Annotated in this window: 15 protein-coding genes and 2 pseudogenes; 13 read left to right on the forward strand and 4 right to left on the reverse strand. The window is 59.3% G+C overall.

Annotated elements, in window-relative coordinates:
* Positions 1 to 252 precede the first annotated feature (252 nt).
* The 3 genes from CB0101_RS06020 to CB0101_RS06030 all read left to right on the forward strand — a co-directional run bounded on the left by CB0101_RS06020 (position 253) and on the right by CB0101_RS06030 (position 1,839).
* Positions 253 to 393, forward strand: a complete 141-nt coding sequence (locus CB0101_RS06020; RefSeq protein ID WP_010310546.1) for a DUF1651 domain-containing protein — start codon at positions 253 to 255, stop codon at positions 391 to 393.
* A gap of 604 nt (positions 394 to 997) precedes the next feature.
* Complete coding sequence (locus tag CB0101_RS06025; protein ID WP_010310551.1) at positions 998 to 1,315, forward strand: Nif11-like leader peptide family natural product precursor; 318 nt, start codon at positions 998 to 1,000, stop codon at positions 1,313 to 1,315.
* 167 nt (positions 1,316 to 1,482) lie between these two features.
* Positions 1,483 to 1,839: a Nif11-like leader peptide family natural product precursor gene (locus tag CB0101_RS06030; RefSeq protein ID WP_010310556.1), complete on the forward strand. Its 357-nt coding sequence runs from the start codon at positions 1,483 to 1,485 to the stop codon at positions 1,837 to 1,839.
* A gap of 379 nt (positions 1,840 to 2,218) precedes the next feature.
* Here the strand turns inward: CB0101_RS06030 and CB0101_RS06035 are convergent, their stop codons facing one another.
* Complete coding sequence (locus CB0101_RS06035) at positions 2,219 to 4,780, reverse strand: calcium-binding protein (RefSeq protein ID WP_136644005.1); 2,562 nt, start codon at positions 4,778 to 4,780, stop codon at positions 2,219 to 2,221.
* 418 nt (positions 4,781 to 5,198) lie between these two features.
* On the opposite strand from CB0101_RS06035, the pseudogene CB0101_RS06040 reads away from it, so the two are divergent.
* From CB0101_RS06040 to CB0101_RS06060, 5 genes and pseudogenes are all read left to right on the forward strand, one after another.
* Positions 5,199 to 5,450, forward strand: a pseudogene (locus CB0101_RS06040) (transposase); the annotation flags it as partial.
* A gap of 112 nt (positions 5,451 to 5,562) precedes the next feature.
* Positions 5,563 to 6,876, forward strand: a complete 1,314-nt coding sequence (istA, locus tag CB0101_RS06045) for an IS21 family transposase (protein ID WP_136644007.1) — start codon at positions 5,563 to 5,565, stop codon at positions 6,874 to 6,876.
* On the forward strand, positions 6,873 to 7,736 hold the full coding sequence (gene istB / locus CB0101_RS06050; RefSeq protein WP_136643950.1) for an IS21-like element helper ATPase IstB: 864 nt from the start codon (positions 6,873 to 6,875) through the stop codon (positions 7,734 to 7,736). The genes istA and istB overlap by 4 nt, the downstream gene beginning before the upstream one ends.
* A 276-nt stretch (positions 7,737 to 8,012) precedes the next feature.
* Positions 8,013 to 8,210, forward strand: a pseudogene (locus CB0101_RS15860) (IS3 family transposase); the annotation flags it as partial.
* Positions 8,192 to 8,764 (forward strand): IS3 family transposase, encoded by a 573-nt coding sequence (locus CB0101_RS06060; RefSeq protein WP_256360109.1) that lies wholly within the window; start codon positions 8,192 to 8,194, stop codon positions 8,762 to 8,764. The pseudogene CB0101_RS15860 and the gene CB0101_RS06060, both read left to right, overlap by 19 nt.
* Before the next feature lie 37 nt (positions 8,765 to 8,801).
* On the opposite strand, the gene CB0101_RS15330 is transcribed toward CB0101_RS06060, so the two are convergent.
* The gene (locus tag CB0101_RS15330) at positions 8,802 to 9,278 is read right to left on the reverse strand and encodes a hypothetical protein (protein WP_168187955.1); all 477 of its coding nucleotides are present in this window, start codon (positions 9,276 to 9,278) and stop codon (positions 8,802 to 8,804) included.
* A 1,416-nt stretch (positions 9,279 to 10,694) separates the two neighbouring features.
* Positions 10,695 to 12,344 (reverse strand): tyrosine-type recombinase/integrase, encoded by a 1,650-nt coding sequence (locus CB0101_RS06070; protein WP_246833859.1) that lies wholly within the window; start codon positions 12,342 to 12,344, stop codon positions 10,695 to 10,697.
* Positions 12,345 to 12,403: 59 nt separating this feature from the next.
* Here CB0101_RS06070 and CB0101_RS06075 point away from each other — a divergent pair, with 59 nt between their 5' ends.
* Positions 12,404 to 13,318: a histone deacetylase gene (locus CB0101_RS06075; RefSeq protein ID WP_010310571.1), complete on the forward strand. Its 915-nt coding sequence runs from the start codon at positions 12,404 to 12,406 to the stop codon at positions 13,316 to 13,318.
* 21 nt (positions 13,319 to 13,339) lie between these two features.
* On the opposite strand, the gene pdhA is transcribed toward CB0101_RS06075, so the two are convergent.
* Entirely contained in the window at positions 13,340 to 14,449 is a 1,110-nt protein-coding gene (gene pdhA, locus CB0101_RS06080) for a pyruvate dehydrogenase (acetyl-transferring) E1 component subunit alpha (protein ID WP_010310573.1), read from the reverse strand.
* Between the two features lie 130 nt (positions 14,450 to 14,579).
* On the opposite strand from pdhA, the gene CB0101_RS06085 reads away from it, so the two are divergent.
* From CB0101_RS06085 to CB0101_RS06100, 4 genes are all read left to right on the forward strand, one after another.
* The gene (locus tag CB0101_RS06085; RefSeq protein ID WP_010310576.1) at positions 14,580 to 16,541 is read left to right on the forward strand and encodes an IMS domain-containing protein; all 1,962 of its coding nucleotides are present in this window, start codon (positions 14,580 to 14,582) and stop codon (positions 16,539 to 16,541) included.
* A 69-nt stretch (positions 16,542 to 16,610) separates the two neighbouring features.
* Positions 16,611 to 18,074: a signal recognition particle protein gene (gene ffh, locus CB0101_RS06090; protein ID WP_010310578.1), complete on the forward strand. Its 1,464-nt coding sequence runs from the start codon at positions 16,611 to 16,613 to the stop codon at positions 18,072 to 18,074.
* 97 nt (positions 18,075 to 18,171) lie between these two features.
* Entirely contained in the window at positions 18,172 to 18,582 is a 411-nt protein-coding gene (gene rpsP / locus CB0101_RS06095; protein ID WP_010310580.1) for a 30S ribosomal protein S16, read from the forward strand.
* 12 nt (positions 18,583 to 18,594) lie between these two features.
* Positions 18,595 to 19,584 (forward strand): PhoH family protein, encoded by a 990-nt coding sequence (locus tag CB0101_RS06100; protein ID WP_010310582.1) that lies wholly within the window; start codon positions 18,595 to 18,597, stop codon positions 19,582 to 19,584.
* The last annotated feature ends 53 nt before the right edge of the window (positions 19,585 to 19,637 follow it).

Below are 19,637 nucleotides of genomic sequence, written 5' to 3' on the forward strand. Positions count from 1 at the left end.
TTCTGGTGGCTTAGAGTTACCTCCTCCTTCTACATGCGTGACTGGGTATACCGGCTGGCACGTTGTGTGTAGCCGACTACCCAAAGAAATCCTGGATCAAGTGGTTTAGTTCTCCCCCAGAGCCCCTATCGTTGCAGGGGCACTTTGTTTCTTCGATATCCCACCAAGACTCCCCCTACAGCCGTCAATACCTGGCGCCAGTGCATCGAGGAGGGCATTCCTTTTCTGGTTGACTAGCGGCTCCCTGAGTGGGTGGAGGTCACAGCTGCCAACATCACCAGCCAAGGCAGGTCCCTGGTGCGCAATTGCCGCGGAATGCTGCGCTTCAACGCTGAACAGCTTTGGCAGAACCTGATCCGGCAGGGGTGGCGACGGGTGCCGCCGCAGTGGTGAGGGCTCCGTGCAGTGCCAACCCGTCCGTCCACCGTCCATCAACCGACCGTCTTATGCCCTGTGATCGGCTTGACCAGGACACCCACAGCAGTGGATAAGCTCTAGCCCTTGGCACTCAGCCCCAGGTCCTGCAAAGGGCTTGGGGTATTTTCTTGGTCACAACCGGGCACTGCGTGGCTCCTTTGCAGGACAAACAGGAGCAGAAACGCCAACAGGGCAGTGGTGGCAACGGCTGGCTGCGCTCCCCTGATGGCGACAAGTTGGTCCGCATTGAGGGCGTTGGCGAATCCCTGCACGCCCATGCAGGCGCTGGGCAAGCAGCTCGTTTCATGGAATGGCTTGCACTCACCAGAAACTCCCTGAAACCTCCCCAGCTCTTCATCTGGTGTGTGGCGATCAGCCCTGCGATGGTGAATACATCGAGAGGGACACAGCTCCGACTTCACCTCACACTTCAGGATTTCAATCATGACTAACAAAGCAGCCCGTGATGTCAACCTTCAGACTACCGACCTCCCTCATCGACCAGTAGAGCTTGCGGACAAGGAGCTGGAAGGTGTGACTGGTGGTTTCATTGAGCCTATACTGGGCTTGTTTGGTATTCGTGCCTAAACAACCTCACCCACTCCAAGCGATTTCCGAAGAGCAACTCAAAGCCTTCCTGGAAGCCGCCAAGGCTGATGCGGAGCTTCAAGACAAGTTGAAGGTGGCTGCGGATGTGGATGCCGTTGTGGAGATTGCGAAAGGTGCGGGCTTTGTGATTTCTGCTGATGAGTTGAAGAAATCTAAGGCAGAGGCTTCTGACGAGGACCTTGAGCATGTTGCGGGAGCATCAGGCTCCAATGTCGGTGGCGCTTGGTGCATGACACCCGTTGCCGGTGAAATTCTGGCAAAGGTGTCAGTTGACTTCTGCCCAGTCTGAATCGGCGGTTTGATGTCGTCACCCTATTGCAATTGGAGCCCCTTCACGAGCAGGGGCTCTGGACAACCCACGCGGCTCAGGTAATGGCTCGTGCTCACACCATCCTGCTGACACCAGGCTGAGGATGGGCGATACTGGAGGTTGGTACACCTCGCCCCCTCGCAACTATGTCAGAAGAGCAACTCAAAGCCTTCCTGGAAGCCGTCACGGCTGATGCAGGGCTTCAGGAGAAGTTGAAGGGGGCAAGTGATGCTGATGCCGTGGTGGCGATCGCCAAGGGTGCAGGCTTTTTGATCTCTGCTGAGGAGCTGAAAAAAGCGCAGGCTGAGGTTTCAGATCAAGAGTTGGCTATTGTGGCTGGTGGGGGACCGCTTAATCGTCTTGACGATTTCTATTCTGAGGCGATGAAAAAAAGACTTCAGCAAGAGCTTTCAGATAAGGAGCTCGAAGGCGTAGCCGGAGGGCACAACATGGCTAATCAAGCTAGGCAGTTGCAGAGAGATTTTGTTCGTGGTCAGTTTTGAGAAAAGCACGCAGGTCTGTGCCTGCAGCAAAGGCGGCTTGCTATATAAGCGATCAACCATCCATGACTCATTGGCAAGCGTGCTTACCTGCCACCAGCCAGTTGATTTAACCATTATTTCTCAGGCCGACAAGATACTCACCAGAAGAGTTTGATCAGGTTCTCACTTCCTTTTGCAATCGCGACGTGCCCGTCAAAAGGTCTTGAGCTGATGTGATTTAGAAGTCCCTTGTTTGGTCATCGAGTTGACTGGTAAAGGTGGTCTCGACGGCCTTTGCTTTGGACAGCTCACGGAGGTTCTCAAGATTATATTGACGACTCTCGCGCTGACCATAGACTCCGCTTAGTGCTTTCTTTAAAGATCGAGCAGAGGATCAACGCTATACAAGAGTGGCAAAATTATTGGCAGCATTGAAGTTGGCCGCAGCTCCTTGCAGAACGACTGAAGTATCGCCAAACGCGGAAATAGATGTACCGACAGTTACTTTTCCATACAAAAGATCGGCGCCACTGGCAGAGAAGGTAAATACCCCCGTAGCGACATTGAAGTCTCCCTGGAACAGCAATTTGTCATTATTTGCGATAGGACCACCGTCACCAGCTCCAAGGTCTCCGCTCGTACGAATATTGGAATCGGTAAGGGCTGGCGCATTTAAAGTGTCTAGCTGGAGCGAATTAAAATCTGTAATCCGATCTACGCCGTTCCCAAAAGTAACGGAAACCGTTTCAGGGGCTGAAGTAGAACTTGTTGAAGATGTAGAAGAGGAAGATCCCTGAACAAAGCGATCAGAACCTGAACCACCTGTCAGCAGATCATTGGCTGCGCCAGCAAGAATAGTGTCATTGCCGGCACCACCAACAATCGTGTCATCTGAGTTTCCTGCTACTACATCAACATCGAACCCAGTGCCAGATGCCGCAGAAATACTTAGCGATCCCTGAAGGTTATTAGCTGCAATGTTGCCCTTAAGATTATCAACGTCAAACCAGACTCCTGACCCTGGAGAGCCAAACTGACTGAGAGTAAGTGTATTGTTATCTTCAAGATTGACTGTATCAATAGTCAGTGCACCCAAAGCAATATTATCGTAACGAAGCTCTGTATTGCCTGCGCCAGTAATTATAGTGTTTATGCCAGCCGCAGGAAAGACGTCGCCAAGGTTTACACGGTTTGAACCATATAGCTCCACCTGCTCAACACTATTGACCTTATTAAAGTCGGCATGAAAATTGTTTCCTTGGGCTGATCCCGGTGTAAGTGTATCAATCGCCGATGTAAAGACTATCCTATCGGTCCCGTTTCCACCGGCAACGGTGGCATCACTTCGCAACTGGACATTGGTAGTAAACACGAATGAGTCATCGTTATCACCACCATCTAGACGATCAGACCCATCAGCGCCATTAAGGGTGTCGTTTCCAGAACCACCAACAAGCGTATCGTTGCCGGTGGTACCAACCAAAGAATCAGCGCCACCTCCGCCTGTAAAACTCACTGTGGCACCAGGACCTGATGCAGAACCGGTCATGATGGCACCTACGGTTCCGTTCACAATGGCCTCCATTCCTGCATTAGCAGTGCCTGCAGAAATCGTTGTTGAGCGGTCAGCTACACCGGATGAAATGTTGACAGTGGTTCGGTTTGTTGAGCCACCTAATAACAAGTTGATGGTATTTTGGGATATACTGTCAACGTTAATGATGTCGGCACCTCTACCCGCATAGATTGTGTTGGTTCCTTCCTTGGCGTTAACCGTGTCGACCCCATCACCGCCAGTAATGGTGTCATCTCCAGCACCACCGGTGATTTGATCAGCATCCGATCCACCTGTAAATGTGGCCTTGTTTGTACCACTAAGTGCTGCTGCCGTTAAGACCACAGAGGCAGTAGAGCCAGAGGCATCTAATGTGACATCACCGTTATCAACGGCGCTAACGGTAGCCCCAGCTTGAGTAGCAGCAAGAGTTACATTACTGCTACCAACAAGACGTATATCAACAGTTGAAGCAACGCTGTTGTGTGTGATTTGATCTTCCCCATCACCAGCATCGGTAATGTTGTTAGCACCTTCTCCTGCATTGATCCTATCGCCTCCACTGCCACCGGCAATTGTGTCATTACCAGCTCCACCATTAATTGAATCAACCAGAGTTGACCCAGTTATTTCATCAGCCTCTGACGAACCGCTTACCTTGATGCCTGTGCCACGATTAGTATCATCATATGTTGATGCATCTAGCTGCGTGCATGTACTATCAAGCTGTATAAGATAGTTATAAAGCTGCAAATCTGTCGTACGCGTCAGACCGGCTCTAGTGAAGGAAGAGGTGGTCGCAGGTATTCCAGTGGTTCCTGTGACGGTTATTGGCCCAGTACTATTGCCACCAAATGTGATCTCAAGATTATCCGCATCTATGCTGAGCAGGAATGTACGGCTGCTTCCACTGGCGTCAGTCGATGTAGATGAAGATGTCGATTTAGGCGTAGCAGTAGTCGTAGTAGTACTCGTAGGCTCAGTACTGGATTTAATATAAACGAGTTCATCTATTTTAGAAGTGGATTGTTGACGCAGCTTCCGAACAGCACCCTTGAATGCCGTAAATAGAGCTTGCCGCGAAACAGTATTGCTAGTGATTGGAGCCTTGCCTTTGAATGATCCTAGAAACGACACCTCTGTTGTATCGCTGCTAAGATTGGAAGACTGACCGTTAGCATCTATTAACCTAATGCTGACGGAATTCCTCTTGCTCTCGTCTAGTCCACCAAGTAGCTTGTTAAATCTCTTCCTGGACAGAGCAAGGAAGCCATTGCTGGGTTGATTCCTAAGAAGGACGCTTTTGCTTGTTGTCTTAATACGGATATTAGTTGTGCCGTCAATGACCCTAAAGACTTCACCGCCAATCTCCAGAGAGCCAAATGGTATACGTAAGTACGGCCGCACGAGAAAGAAGCAATAGATCTCCTTTAGGTGATTATAGCCGATTCTTAGTCCAATGCGTCGTCAGGTATAAGGGGTTTCTTTTTCTCCTGTGACAGTTCGTCCATGGAACAGCTTCGACGATAGAGTAGGCTGACCAGAGGATCTATGATAGACAAACGCCAATAACTACTTGCCGGAGTTTAAATATTGATGAGATCGCTAGAGTAGCGATAATACAAGATGAGAAACTGGACAATCCTCTTCTTTGAATAGCCAATGCAGGTCGAGTCGCACGGCAGCTTGTTCCAAGCAGTACTCGTTACAAGCAAGTTTAGTTGATGGGTGCCAGTACTACTTACTCTCCTTGGCGTGGCCCCTAAAAATCGGTCCAGGGTGAATGAGAGTCCTCATCCGGCCAGACTGGGCCGGGGACTCCACCATGAAACGAACCCGCCACACACCCGAGCAGATCATCCGCAAGCTCAAAACGGCTGACCAGTTGCTTGCCCAGGGCCAGACAGTTGCGGACGCCTGCCGAGTTCTCGAGGTCTCCCAGCCCACCTACCACCGCTGGCGGCAGCTCTACGGCGGAATGAAGGCAGAAGAGGCCAAACGGCTCAGCCAGCTGGAGAAAGAGAACGCCCGGCTCAAAAGGCTTCTGGCGGAAGCAGAGCTCGACAAGGCGATGCTCATGTCAGGCGACAGCAAAAACTGGTCCGGCGGCGACACGAAAACTGGTCCACCCTGTGGAGCGAGCCAGGCCTGACGACACGGTGAGCGCAGGGGCGTCATCTCTGGAGCCGATGGCTGCGGAGATGCCGGTGCAGACCCCTCAGGATGTGGAGGCGATGCAGCGGCTTTCGGCAGCAGGCTGGGGCCGTAGACGGATTGCCCGGGAACTGGGCTGTTCGCCGGAGACGGTGCGCAAGTACCTACGGCAGGGTGGCTGGCAGCCCTATGGCAAGCCCTGCCGCACCTCGGTTCTCGATGGTCAACGGGAGTGGCTGCGGCAGCGATTTCTGGCCCACCGCGGCAATGCCGACGTGCTGCGGCAGGAGTTGGCCAGTGAGAAGGGAATCAAGGTGAGCCTGCGCACGGTGGAGCGTGCGGTTGAGCCATGGCGGCGTGAGCTGCGCAACGCAGCTGTGGCGACGGTGCGGTTTGAGACGCCACCGGGCCGGCAGCTGCAGGCGGACTTTGGCCAGTGCGTGGTGCGTATTGGCGGCGAGCGGGTGCGGGTGCACCTGGCGGTGCTCACCTTGGGATACTCCAGGCGACTGTTGGTGCGGGCGTTCCGCAGCGAGAAGCAGGACCACTGGCTCTCAACCCTGGAGGAGGGGTTCCGGCACTGGGGCGGTGTGCCTCAGGAGGTGCTCGTGGATAACGCTCGCGCCCTGGTGAGTCAGCACGATCCGGAACGACAGATCCTGGTGTTTGCCCAGCGGCTTGAGCAGTTCGCCAGCTACTGGGGGTTCAAGCCCCGCGCCTGCCGGCCGTACCGGGCCAGGACGAAAGGCAAAGACGAACGTGGGGTGGCGTACGTCAAACGCAACGCCATGGCCGGGCGGGAGTTCAGCAGCTGGGCGGAGCTGGAGGCCCATCTGGTGCGCTGGACCCGTGAGGTCGCTGACCTGAGGGTGCATGGCACCACGGGTGAGGCGCCGCTGGAGCGGTTTATGCGCGCAGAAGCCCAGGCCTTGCAGCCGCTGGAGGCCAAGCCGTCCTTCTTGGCAGAGCGGGAGCTGGTGCGCGTTGTGCACAGCGACTGCTGCGTGGAAGTGGAAGCGAACTGGTATTCGGCGCCGCAGGCGCTGATCCGCCAGCGGGTGAGCGTGCTGGTGCGCGATCAACAGGTTCTGATCCGCCATGGCGGCAGGATCGTGGCTGAGCACAGGCGTCAGCGGCCTGGTAGCCGTAGCCGCCAGGTGATCGACGGCCATTGGGATGGCCTGGTGCCGCAACGGCAGCGGCGCGAGGCGGTGCGTTCGCTGCGGGACACCAGCGAGCGTTGTGATCAAGAACAGGAGCAAGAGCAGGAGCGGCGCATGGTTCGCAGCTCTGAACTGGCCCGGCCTCTGGCCGTCTATGCCGAGCTGATCGGTGAGGTAGCGGCATGAGCACCAACCCGCGCAACCGATCCACACCCATCACGCCACCGGTGCCGACCGAGGAGCTGGAGGCGATGCTTACCCGCCTGCGGCTACCGGCCATCCGCGATCGCCTCGATGCGCTCCTGGAGGAGGCGGCAAGGCGGGAGATGAACCTGCGTGAGGCGCTGACCTGGCTCTGCACAGCTGAGGTGGCTCGCAAGGACCAGCTGCGGATGGAAATGGCGCTGCGGCTGGCGCGCTTTCCGTATGTGCGGACGCTGGAGGCATTTGATTTCGAGGCTCAGCCGTCGATCGATCCGGCCCAAATCCGCGAGCTGGCCACCTGCCGTTGGGTGGCCAACGGCGACACCTTGCTACTGCTCGGACCGCCGGGTGTGGGTAAGACCCACTTGGCCGTGGCACTGGGCCGGGAGGCGGTGCGGCTCGGTCACAGCGTCCAGTACGTCGGTGCGATGGAGCTGATCACAGCCCTGGCCAAAGCCCAGGCGCAGCACGCCCTGGAAGCAAGGCTGACGCAGTACGCCAAAACCCGGCTGCTGATCATCGATGAGCTCGGCTACCTGCCGCTTGAGCCGAACGCGGCCTATCTGTTCTTCCAGCTGATCTCCCGCTGCTACCAGCGCGGCAGCGTGTTGATCACCTCCAACCGCCCCGTCATGGAGTGGGGCGAGGTGTTTGGTGATCAGGTGGTTGCCACGGCAATCCTCGATCGGCTGCTGCACCACAGCCACGTGCTGACGATCCGGGGCGACAGCTACCGGCTCAAAGGGAAACGTCGCAGCGGTCTCATCCGCCCGCAGGCGGGCGGTTCCTCCTCACAGGACAGCGCTGGCCTACAGCCACCGCCGCCCAGTGAGGAGGCCTGAAGGAAAACTCGAATCAGGCAGCACAGGTTCCGCAGCCCACAACAACCACGTCACGACACACACCGATGAGGCAACGATCGAAAAGCCAACGGAAGGCCCCCATCAGCAGACCATCAGCTGGACCAGATTTCGTGTCGCCGGAGGACCAAAAGCGGATGTCGCTTGACAGCTCAAGGACCTCGCTGAGGGAAACTTCTGAGCCCGGAGCGTCGCCGGCGGGCCGTCACAGTCCTGCAGGAGCGTTACCGGGCATCCCAGCGGAGGGTCTGCCGATTGGTGGGCCAGCACCGCAGCAGCCAGCGCCATGTCGGCAAGGTCGCCGATCTTGAGGAGGCCAAGCTGAGGCATCGTCTCCGCGAAATCGCAGCTGAGCACATCCGCTGGGGCCGGCGCATGGCCCACCGCCTGTTGCGGCGGGAAGGCTGGACGGTGAACCACAAGCGGGTGCACCGGCTCTGGCGCGAGGAGAACCTGCAGCGGCCCACCCCCGCAAGCAGAAGAGGGCACGCCCGGCTGACGGCTCGGTGCGACGTCACCAGGCTGAGCACCCGCACCAGGTCTGGGCGATGGACTTCCAATTCGACGCCACGGCCGATGGCCGGCGGCTCAAGTTCCTCAACGTGATCGACGAGCACAGCCGTCTCTGCCTGGCCATCCGGGTGGGCAGGCGCTGCAAGTCCAGAGACGTCGTGGCGGTGCTGGAGGAGCTCACCAGCCTCTACCCAGCCCCAGCGTTCATCCGCAGCGACAACGGGCCCGAATTCATCGCCCACGCCCTCAAGCGCTGGAGCGAGAACAGCGGCACCACCACGGCCTACATCGAACCAGGATCACCGTGGCAGAACGGGTTTGCCGAGTCGTTCAACAGCCGGTTCAGGGATGAGTTACTGAACACCGAGCTGTTCACCACCGTGAGCGAGGCCCAAACCTTGGCTGATCGCTGGCGCTGGGAGTACAACACCTTGAGGCCGCATTCAGCCCTCCAGGGGCGTACGCCCCTGGAGGCAGCTCAACCAGCTGCTGCATAACCACCCACTCTCATTGCGCCTGGACCAATGAAGGGGGTCACGTCAGGCCAACAAAAGTAAGCCGGCCAAACAAGTATGCTTTCTCAACCTCAAGAGCACGAATCATCTCTCTTTCACTTTGACTGTAGAAGGAATCACTGGCGAAGGTCCGAGTCTTGATTCTGATAGCACCTTTGAGCTGAGTAATACGTGAGCTAGAGACACCATTGGAACGAAGCCATTCGATAAAGTTCTTCTCAAAGAGATCAAGATTGAATTCTTTGGGAGCAGATGCAATCGCAGTTAATACAGCAGCCAAGTCAGCAGCGTGGTCATTGAATAACCTGCGTTGAGCTTGAACGAAAGAACCAACACCTCGAGGATGATGTTCTGGGATCGTTTGCTGCAGATAATCAAGAGCTTTCTCAGATAGCCCGCTACTGAGCGCCTCAATGGACAGTACGTCAATACTCATAGATTTTAGTCGACTAAAAAGTTCGTGAAGGGTGATAGGTAGGTAATCAACAGAGACCATGCCTTGCTTGGTCCTGCCACTTGGAGATCTTTTGCAAGCTCCAGTCTTGGAGTGCAATGACGATCAATTACTACACAGCTAAGGCTGTATATGTATTTCAACTGGATGGTCAAAGAGATACTTCCACGCGAGCGTGGCTCCGCCTGTAGCTCAGCTCATTTGAAACGCAAAACTCCAACTTCAATCGTGCCTGGATGACAACGGATGCGTCGAGGAGCTGCTGTCACCATCACTGATGACTGTCTCAAATGAACTGGCTTCAGCGGGTAGATCCTCTTTGAACCATCTAAGTCGGTTTGAACATGCCCGTCGTAACGCGTGTACGTACGAACGGATTTCAACTTGGAGAGGGTCTCATCGCCACCTCTCCAGGTGTCGCGAGCAAGGGTTGTTTCAGCCGCTGCTGAAGGTGCCTGAAGCCTTCAGTGCTTGGGTACAACCAAACCGTCTGACGAGCTACTCCCATTACTGAGCATTCGCAGCCAGACCTTTCTTTTACAAGGCTTCCAGACCTTGGGTTTTAGTGACTTTTCCTTGTCAATACCAAACGAGCAGCATCCTTGCTGTGATGGTTTCCCCTGTTCACAAGTGGGATCGCCCCTTCCATCCCCCTTTATACGTGTCGGATCTGCCAAACCCGTTGCGCTGGAATGCCCTCTCAGCGTTTCCCCCTGATACATGTCCTCTTGCGAGACTCATAACCTTGGAGGCCTCCCCTCGTATACATGTCCTACCTCCAAACCCATTGCAATAACAGGGTTCTGACGAGACATGTACGCAGCGTTCCTTAGTTGTCCCTCCCTTTTCCTCTGTATACATGTGGGATCGCCCCTTCCATCCCCCCCTCATAGATGTCCTATCTCCGAACCCATGCCTGAGGAAGGAGCCGTCATCCCTCTGTATAGATGTCGGATCGCTCGCTCCCATTCCTCTTTAGACCTGTCGGATAGCCCAGCCCCTTTCCAGCAGAAGCCATTTCGAGGCATCACTGGCTGATGCAGCCTGGCATAAGACCGCCTACCCCTTTTTAAGTGCAACCTCGGTAACCGGGCAATCCCAGCATGGGCTTGTTGGATCGAGGAGATGCTCCCGTTAATAATCCACCCTTGCTTAGAAGCCAGGACGTACCGGGTCAGCAGGTGGAGAGATCCCCCCTGCTAGTCCGCCATTGCCCAGAGACATCCAGAAGGCTCCACATCGTATTCCTGGCAGTCCCCCCCTACCCCACATCAACAAGACTAAAGCCCCTTAGAGAGCCGTCTAGGCATGTCTCAGAAGGCTTTTGCCAGGCAAAGCTCTAAGTCACCCAGACTTCAGCACTTGTATCTGCACAGATCGCACTGGACATCTAAGTTCATACTTCACGGAAGCAGACATAGCTCTAATGCGCATGCAAGAGAAAGAGAGAGAAATTATTTAGAGACCGGGGTCAAAGCGAGTCTCCAATGGTGGCGGTGGGAATACCGAGGGAGGAGTCCAGTCTGTGCCAATAGCTTCGACCGCCTTACGAAGCTCAAGCCACTCCCGTCGACTGTATTGATCTGTCTGCTTTCCAGCGTGGCCCATAAGCGTGATCTTGATGTGCTCAGTTTGTGAGTAACCGAGGTCACCACCGGCTCCATGGCGGAAAGCATGGGCGTTGATACGACCCTCAATTCCGAGTGCTTTTCGTGCCTGCCTCAAGAAGTTGCCACTGGCATCCTTTGGATTCTTCCAATGCGGCCAGCTGCTATTAATAATGAACTCATCGTCAGCTCCCTTTAATGGCAGCATGTATTTCATGAGTCTTGAGTTCAAGGGAAGCCTTCGGATACCAGCTGCCGTTTTGGAGTCTTGAAGATCGATAAACCAGATTCCATCCTGGCAGACAACATCCTTCCACTTCAAGGTGAGGGCTTCAGTGTTCCGCAGAGTCGTGTTGTCAATAAGAAGAACAAACAACCAGGCAAACTTGTCATCATGCTCTAGGTACGCGTAATCAAGCAGCCGCTTCACGTCATCCTTGTCCGTGGCCTTATCCCTGTCTTTCCTGACCCGCTCTTTCTGCTGAGCTTTTGATTCCTTAATTCGCTCCCAGCTCGGCTCCTGAATTCTGTTGGCATCTTCTTTCTGATGTTCATTGTGGAACTTGATCAGCGAACGAATTCTTACGCCTTCGTTATTTGCGTTGTCCACGCAATAGCCATAACCGCCCTCCGGCTTTGGTAAATGCAGCTTCCGGACAAAGAAGTTTAGGTGCGAGGACGTTATTGACTCAAGAGACTCTTCACCAATGATCGCCTTCCAGCGGTTGCAAGCTCGTTCTAGGTTTTCATAGGTACGATCACCTATTCGCGACCTCTTACTTTTGGCAACGTCGAAAATGGAGATTGGTTTTGGTTGATAGGCTGAAGATGCGAGCTTTTTCCCGAGCTCAGTCTCATCAGCAACGAAACCATACTGCTGGCGCCGGTACTGGAATTCCCGAGCTTCCAGGACTGCTGTTTTTATTGATGCAACTGCCTGAGGAAGCTCAGCTGCATCAAGTGGCAATCCTGCCTCAGCGAATCCACGGGTCGTCAGGCCAACAAGTAGTTCCTGAAGCTCCTGCATCAATCCATGTAGCTGACCAATGGAGGAGCCCTCTGCCAAGGCAAGCATCTGAGCCGTTTTCTGTTCTGCGGCTTGGTGGGGTGTCGCAGCAGTAGGCGCGGCAAGCTTTTGGTACAGCTCCCCCACAAGCCGTCTTGAAGCCATCTCTTTGGTTTCCAGAAGGGATCCCGCTCGCTCAGCCAGCTCCTGCTTCAGCTCGCTCAGGAGCCCTGGGTACAGCTCCTTGGCCAGCTTGAGGGAGTCAGTACCCGTCGTGCGCTCCAGCCTTGTCAGAGGCTTTCCTGAGCGGTTCACAACGCGTGGCTGCAGGTGACGTGGAACCGCCAAGCTGACCACCCAGCTCCCCCCATTTCCCCTTTGCCGCCAGAGCAACCCCGGCAGCCCGGACTGAGGCTTGGCCTTGTTGAAGCGTCCCCTAGGCACAGGAGCAGAGCAGCCTTGATAAACCAGATGATAAACCGTTTGATAAACCACATGCAACAACCGCCCTCGCCGCAAGTCCTAACAAAACCCAAGTGTTGGTCAAGATTCCAGTGAGGCCGCCGTTCGTCTACCACCCGGCCTATTCCGCGCCGCTGCCCAGTAGCCATCGCTTTCCGATGGCGAAGTTCCGCTTGCTGCATCAGCTGCTGCAAGACCAAGGGCTAGCCAACGTTGATCAATTCGTGGAACCGCTACCGGCGCCGCGCCGTTGGCTGGAGCTGGTGCATGAGCCGCGTTACCACCGAGCCTTTGCCCGCGGGGAGCTCAGCCATCAGGAGCAGCGCCGCATCGGCTTGCCAGCCACCACGCCGCTGGTGCAACGCACCTGGCTGGCGGTGGGCGGCACCGTGCTCACTGCCCGACTGGCGTTGGAGCACGGCTTGGCCTGCCATCTGGCGGGCGGCACCCATCACGCCTACCCCGATCACGGCAGCGGTTTCTGCATCTTCAACGATTGCGCCGTGGCCGCCCGGGTGCTGCTGGCGGAAAGCCGGGTGCAGCAGCTGATGGTGATCGATCTCGATGTGCATCAAGGCGATGCCACCGCCGCGATCTTCGCGGATGAGCCGCGGGTGTTCACCGTGTCGGTCCACTGCCAGAGCAACTTTCCGCTGCGCAAACAATGCAGCGATGTCGACCTCCCGCTCGACGATGGCCTCGAAGACGACGCCTACCTCAGCGCCATCGGCGACCTCATCCCCAACCTGCTGGATCAGGTGCGGCCAGATCTGGTGCTCTACAACGCCGGCGTGGATCCCCATCGCGACGACCGGCTCGGCAAGCTCTGCCTCACCAGCACAGGGCTGCTCAACCGCGACCGGCTGGTGCTGGATGCCTGCCTGCGGCGCTCGATCCCTGTGGCCACTGTGATCGGCGGCGGCTACGACGATCTCAATCCGCTGGTGGAGCGCCACGGGTTGGTGTTCCGGGCCGCGACAGAGCAGGCCCGGTTACACGGCTTGTGAGCAGCGCGGGGAAGGCCGGCTTCAGTCTTCCGCCCAGATGTAGCGGGTGAGCTCTTCCGGCTTGGGCTCGGGGGCTGCCAACGCAAATTCCACGCAATCGGCCACCTCGGCATCGATCTCCTTCTCGATCCCCTTGAGCTCATCGGCAGTCGCCAGGTTGTGCTCGATCAGGTGAGCGGCGAGGCGCTTGATCGGATCGCGCTGCGCCCAGAACTCCTTCTCCGCCTCAGCGCGCAGCTCGTCGGGGTCGGCGAGGGAGTGGCCGCGGAAGCGATAGGTGAGGCACTCAAGCAGGGTGGGGCCTTCGCCGGCGCGGGCGCGCTCGATGGCGCGCTGGGCAGCACCACGCACCGCCAGCACATCCATGCCATCCACCTCTTCACCGGCCATGCCGAAGGCAGCGGCTTTGCGCCAGATCTCCGGATCGCTGGTGGCGCGGTTGTGGTCCATGCCGATGGCCCACTTGTTGTTCTCCACCACGAACAGGATCGGCAGCTTCCAGAGCGCCGCCATGTTCAGGCACTCATAGAACTGACCGATGTTGCAAGTGCCATCCCCGAAGAAGGCGGCCGTCACGGCATCGCTGCTGGCATCGCCCAGGGCGTCGCGCTTGTAGCGGCTGGTGAAGGCGGCGCCGAGCGCCACGGGGATGCCCTCACCGATGAACGCATAGCCACCCAGCAGGTGATGCTCCTTGGAGAACAGGTGCATCGAGCCGCCGCGGCCCTTGCTGCAACCAGTTTCTTTGCCAAACAGCTCGCTCATCACCTCGCGGGCCGGCACGCCGCAGCTGAGGGCATGCACGTGATCGCGATAAGTGCTGCAGAACCAGTCGTGCTGCATCTTCATCGCCTTGATCACGCCCGTGCTCACGGCCTCCTGGCCGTTGTAGAGGTGCACGAAGCCGAACATCTTGCCCCGGTAATACATCTCGGCGCACTTGTCTTCAAAGCGCCGACCCAGGGTCATGTCGCGATAGAGCATCAAGCCCTCATCGCGGCTCACCACAGCCGGGGTGGAGGGGTAAAGATTCATCAGCCGCTCGGCATGCAGGCCGACCGCGTTCACATCGGCGGAGCAGGCGGGAGCCCCGTTGCTGGCGACGCTCTGGCCGAGATCTGCCTGTGTCATGCGCGGTTTCCGGCTGTCCGGCCACTACTGATGCTGAGGCGACTGTACGGGGTCCATCACCAATGGGTGTGTGGATTGAGGCCAAAACCTCAGACCCTGACTACAGTCACGCCCAAGCGAAACGGGCGGATTGGAACTGCCGATCGATCACTTCCGCCTTCTCGGTGTCTCCCCCACCACCGACAGCGAAACCGTGTTGCGCACCCTGCAGCAACGGCTGGATCGTGCACCGGATCAGGGATTCACGGTCGACACGTTGCAGGCGCGGGCTGAACTGCTGCAGGCCAGCGCTGAGTTGCTCAGCGATGAGGAGCGCCGCCACAGCTACGAACGCGAGCTCACTGCCATCGCCGACACCAGCGAAGGATCGATTGCCGCCCTCGAAATCCCGCCCTCGAGGGAAGTGGGCGGCCTGCTGTTGTTGATGGAAGCCGGCCAGGCTCAGGAAGCGTTTGAAGCCGCCAGCCGGGGCCTGCAGCCCCCGCAGGCGCCTGCCCTGGGCAGCAGCCGCGAAGCCGATCTCACCCTGGTGGCCGGGTTGGCCTGCCAGGCCGCCTCGGCCGATTTCCGCAACCAGCGCCGCTACGAAGCCGCAGCCCGCACCCTGCAGCAGGGCCTGCAACTGCTGCAGCGCATGGGCCAGCTGGCCGACCGGCGTCGCCAGCTCGAGCACGAACTCAAGCTGCTGCTGCCCTACCGGGTGCTCGATCTGATCAGCCGCGACCTCTCCTCGCTCACCGCCCGCCAGGAGGGCATCCGCCTGCTGGAGCAGCTGGTGCTGCGGCGTGGCGGTCTGGAAGGTGAGCTCGACCCGGACTTCCCCCAAGACGAATTCCAACCCTTCTTCAAGCAGATCCGCCAGTTCCTCACCGTGCAGGAACAGGTGGATCTGTTCAGCCGTTGGGCCGATGCCGGCTCCGCCACCGCTGATTTCCTCGCCAGCTTCGCCCTCACCGCCGCGGGCTTCGTGCAGCGCAAGCCCGAGCGGATTCAGGCCGGCTTCCAGCGCCTGCAGGCCAGCGGCCAAGCGGGCATGGAGGTGTTTCTGGCCTGTCAGCAGCTGCTGCTCGGCCAGGTGGAGCAGGCGCAAACCCTGTTCGATGCTGGCGCGGACGAGGCCCTGCGCCAGTGGGCCCAGGAGCAAAGCGACGACCCCCTGGCACGTCTGTGCGCCTATTGCCGCGACTGGCTGAGCCGTGAAGTGCTGCCCGGCTTCCGCGACATCGACGCCGAAGCCGACCTGGAGGCCTGGTTTGCCGACCGCGACGTGCAGGCCTATGTGGAGCAACAAGACCGCATCCGCGCCCGTCTCCACCCCAGCCCCACTGCCGAAGCGGCCCCCACAGCAAGCGATGCCGCGGGCGAGCTTCCCGCCTGGCCGGAGCTGAACTTTGAGAGCCTGAGCACCAGCCTCGACACCGAGGCCTCCGCCACCGACGACACCAGTGACGACGATGACGACCTCTGGGATGGCCCCAACTGGCGCCTTCCGGAGCTGCATTGGCCTGAACTGCACTGGCCCGACCTGAGCGCCCTGCCCCGCTGGGCCCTTCCGGCAGCAGGCGGCGCTGTGGCCCTGGTCGCCCTGGGTGGATGGTTGCTGCTGCGCCCCCGCAGCCAACCGGTGCAGCCCCTACCGGTGCAACCGGTGGAGCAGGCCAAACCAGCGGAGCCGGCTCCGGCCCCAACCCCGAACTTCCCGCTCACGGCTGCCGAACCCAGCGAAACCCAACTGCAGGAGCTACTGGAAGCCTGGCTCGCGGCGAAAGCAGCCGTACTGGCGGGCCAAACAGCCCCGCTACCGCTCACCGATCTCGCCCGCAGCAGCCAGGTGCAGCTGCTTCAGCGTCAGGAACAAACACTGCGCAACGCCGGAGCCACCGAGCTGGTGAAAGCCAAGGTGGAGAGCTTCACCGTGAACGAGCGCGGCCCCAACCGCATCGCCGCCCAGGTGCAACTCCAATACAGCGATGAGCGCCGCAGCAGCACTGGTGCCGTGCTCAACCAAACCCCGAGCACGCAGCTGACCAATACCTATGTGTTTGCCCGCGATGGCAAGCGCTGGCTGCTGGCCGCCTACAAGCCGAGCTGATCGCCGCGACTTTTTACGATCGCGCCATCTGCGGCAATTGCCGCCAGCCCCCAGCCGCCTGAGTATCTGATGTTCGACGAGCTTTCCCAGCGGTTTGAAGACGCGGTTAAGAACCTCCGCGGCCAGGGCTCGATCAGCGAAAGCAATGTGGATGGCGCCCTGAAGGAGGTGCGCCGGGCGCTGCTGGAGGCCGATGTGAGCCTGCCGGTGGTGAAGGACTTTGTGGACGAAGTCCGCAAAAAGGCCCTGGGTGCCGAAGTGGTGCGCGGCATCAGCCCGGATCAGAAATTCATCCAGGTGGTGCACGAGCAGCTCGTGGACACCATGGGCGGCGAAAACGCGCCGCTTGCTGCGGGCGGCAAACCAGGCGAGCCCTCGGTGGTGCTGATGGCCGGCCTGCAGGGCGCCGGTAAGACCACCGCAACCGCCAAGCTCGGCCTGCACCTCAAGGAACAGGGCCGAAAGGCACTGCTGGTGGGTGCCGATGTGTACCGCCCCGCGGCCATCGATCAGCTGAAAACCCTGGGCGGGCAGATCGGGGTGGAGGTGTTCAGCCTCGGCACCGACGCCAAGCCGGAAGCCATCGCCGCCGCCGGCATCGAAAAGGCCAAGGCCGAAGGCTTCGACACGGTGCTGGTGGACACCGCGGGCCGCCTCCAAATCGATGAATCGATGATGGAGGAGATGGTGCGGATCCGGGAGGCCTGCAGCCCCGATGAGGTGCTGCTGGTGGTGGATTCGATGATCGGCCAGGAGGCCGCCGAACTCACCCGCGCCTTCCACGATCAGGTGGGCATCACCGGTGCCGTGCTCACCAAGCTCGACGGCGACTCCCGCGGTGGCGCCGCCCTCTCGATCCGCAAGGTGAGCGGCGCGCCAATCAAGTTCATCGGCACCGGCGAGAAGGTGGAGGCACTGCAGCCCTTCCACCCCGAGCGGATGGCCAGCCGCATCCTCGGCATGGGGGATGTGCTCACCCTGGTGGAGAAGGCCCAGAAGGAGGTGGAGCTGGCCGATGTGGCCAAGATGCAGCAGAAGCTCCAGGAAGCCACTTTCGACTTCTCGGACTTCGTGCAGCAGATGCGCCTGATCAAGCGCATGGGTTCGCTGGGGGGCCTGATGAAGCTGATCCCCGGCATGAACAAGATCGACGACGGCATGCTCAAGCAGGGCGAAGAGCAGCTCAAGAAGATCGAGGCGATGATCAGCTCGATGACCGAGGCCGAGCGGCGCGACCCCGATCTGCTAGCCGCCAATCCCTCCCGCCGGCGCCGCATCGCCAGCGGCAGCGGTCACACCTCGGCCGATGTGGACAAGGTGCTGCAGAACTTCCAGCAGATGCGCGGCTTCATGCAGCAGATGACTCGCGGCGGCGGCATGCCTGGGATGCCAGGAATGCCCGGCATGGGCGGCGGCTTCCCCGGGATGCCCGGAATGGGAGGCATGCCTGGCATGGGGGGCCCGGGCCGTGGCGGCGGCATGCCCAAGGCTCCCAAGCCAGCCAAGAAGCGCAAAGGCTTTGGGGAGCTCTAGAGGGGGTTCACCCGAAAGAGTATTGTGGTCGTTTGGCGCGCGATTCCGGATTCAACGGATCACGCACCCCTTATCCAGTCAGAAAGGCAAGGCCACGATGATCAAGCTCCGCCTGAAGCGGTTCGGTAAGAAGCGGGAAGCGAGCTTCCGCCTCGTGGCCTGCAACAGCACCTCTCGCCGCGACGGTCGCCCCCTCGAGGAGCTGGGCTTCTACAACCCCCGCACCAAAGAGACCCGTCTCGACACCGAAGCCATCCGTGCCCGTCTGGCACAGGGTGCTCAACCCACCGAGAGCGTGCTCACCCTGCTCGAGCGCGGTGGCCTGGTGGAGAAGAAGGTGCGTCCTTCCGTGATCATCGGCCAGAAGAAGCAAGCCGCTGCCCGCGAGGCTGCTGCCAAGCAGGCCGCCAAGGAAGCCGCTGAAGCCAAGGCTGCTGAAGCTGCCGCCGCCGCTGAGGCTGCTGCCGCTGCTGCTGAGGCCCCCGCCGAAGACGCCGCCGAAGCCTGAGGCTGAGCCCCCATGTCCGGGGCTGACACCCTCACCACCTTCACGATCGACCTTCCCGACCAGGACGCCGCTTTGGCGTTGGCCGGGGAGGCTGAAACCACCCTGCATCGCCTCGAAGCCCTGACTGGTGCTTCGCTGGTGCTGCGGGGTTTGTCATTGCAACTGCGGGGTCGCCCCACCCAGCTGGAGCGGGCCGCTGGCCTGGTGGAACTGCTGCGCCCCCTCTGGCAGGAAGGGCAGGCGATCACCCAGGTGGATGTGCAAACCGCCCTCACCGCGCTGGATACCGGCCGCGGAGAGGAGCACCAGCAACTGGGCAAGCAGGTGCTGGCCCGCAGCCAGAGCGGCAAATTGCTGCGTCCGCGCACGCTGAAGCAGAAGGCCTACGTGGAGGCGATCGAGCGCCACGACCTCACCCTGGCCCTCGGCCCCGCCGGCACAGGCAAAACCTTCCTGGCGGCTGTGCAGGCCGTGCGCGCCCTGCAGGAGCGTCGTGTGGAGCGGCTGATCCTCACCCGCCCCGCCGTGGAAGCCGGCGAGCGGCTCGGCTTTCTGCCGGGCGATCTTCAGCAGAAGGTGGATCCCTATCTGCGCCCCCTTTACGACGCGCTCCACACCCTGCTGGGCCAGGAGCGCACGGCCGCCCTGATCGAAAAGAACGTGATCGAGGTGGCGCCGCTGGCCTACATGCGCGGCCGCACCCTGGCCGATGCCTTCGTGATCCTCGACGAGGCCCAGAACACCACCACCGCCCAGATGCGCATGGTGCTCACCCGCCTCGGCGAAGGCTCCCGCATGGTGGTGACCGGTGACCCCACCCAGATCGATCTGCCCCACGGCCAGCTCAGCGGCCTGATTGAAGCCGCCCAGGTACTCGAAGGCGTGGAGGGGGTAGCCATCTGCCGGCTCACTGCCGCCGATGTGGTGCGCCATCCATTGGTGCAGCGGCTGGTCACGGCCTACGCCAACCGGGATGCAGCCCGCACCAGCGACCGGCGCTGATCACAATCACGCCGGGCCTCATAGGGAGATCCGCACCCATAGGGGCGCTGCAT

The sequence above is a fragment of the Synechococcus sp. CB0101 genome (genome assembly GCF_000179235.2).
In the GTDB taxonomy this organism is placed as follows: Bacteria; Cyanobacteriota; Cyanobacteriia; order PCC-6307; family Cyanobiaceae; genus Vulcanococcus.

Bases quoted from the DNA above. Each gene is read 5' to 3' on its own strand.
- ffh (WP_010310578.1), top strand. From the start codon at position 16,611: ATGTTCGACGAGCTTTCCCAGCGGTTTGAAGACGCGGTTAAGAACCTC.
- rpsP (WP_010310580.1), top strand. From the start codon at position 18,172: ATGATCAAGCTCCGCCTGAAGCGGTTCGGTAAGAAGCGGGAAGCGAGC.
- istB (WP_136643950.1), top strand. From the start codon at position 6,873: ATGAGCACCAACCCGCGCAACCGATCCACACCCATCACGCCACCGGTG.
- istA (WP_136644007.1), top strand. From the start codon at position 5,563: ATGGCTGCGGAGATGCCGGTGCAGACCCCTCAGGATGTGGAGGCGATG.
- CB0101_RS06030 (WP_010310556.1), top strand. From the start codon at position 1,483: ATGTCAGAAGAGCAACTCAAAGCCTTCCTGGAAGCCGTCACGGCTGAT.
- CB0101_RS06100 (WP_010310582.1), top strand. From the start codon at position 18,595: ATGTCCGGGGCTGACACCCTCACCACCTTCACGATCGACCTTCCCGAC.
- pdhA (WP_010310573.1), bottom strand. From the start codon at position 14,449: ATGACACAGGCAGATCTCGGCCAGAGCGTCGCCAGCAACGGGGCTCCC.
- CB0101_RS15330 (WP_168187955.1), bottom strand. From the start codon at position 9,278: ATGGTCTCTGTTGATTACCTACCTATCACCCTTCACGAACTTTTTAGT.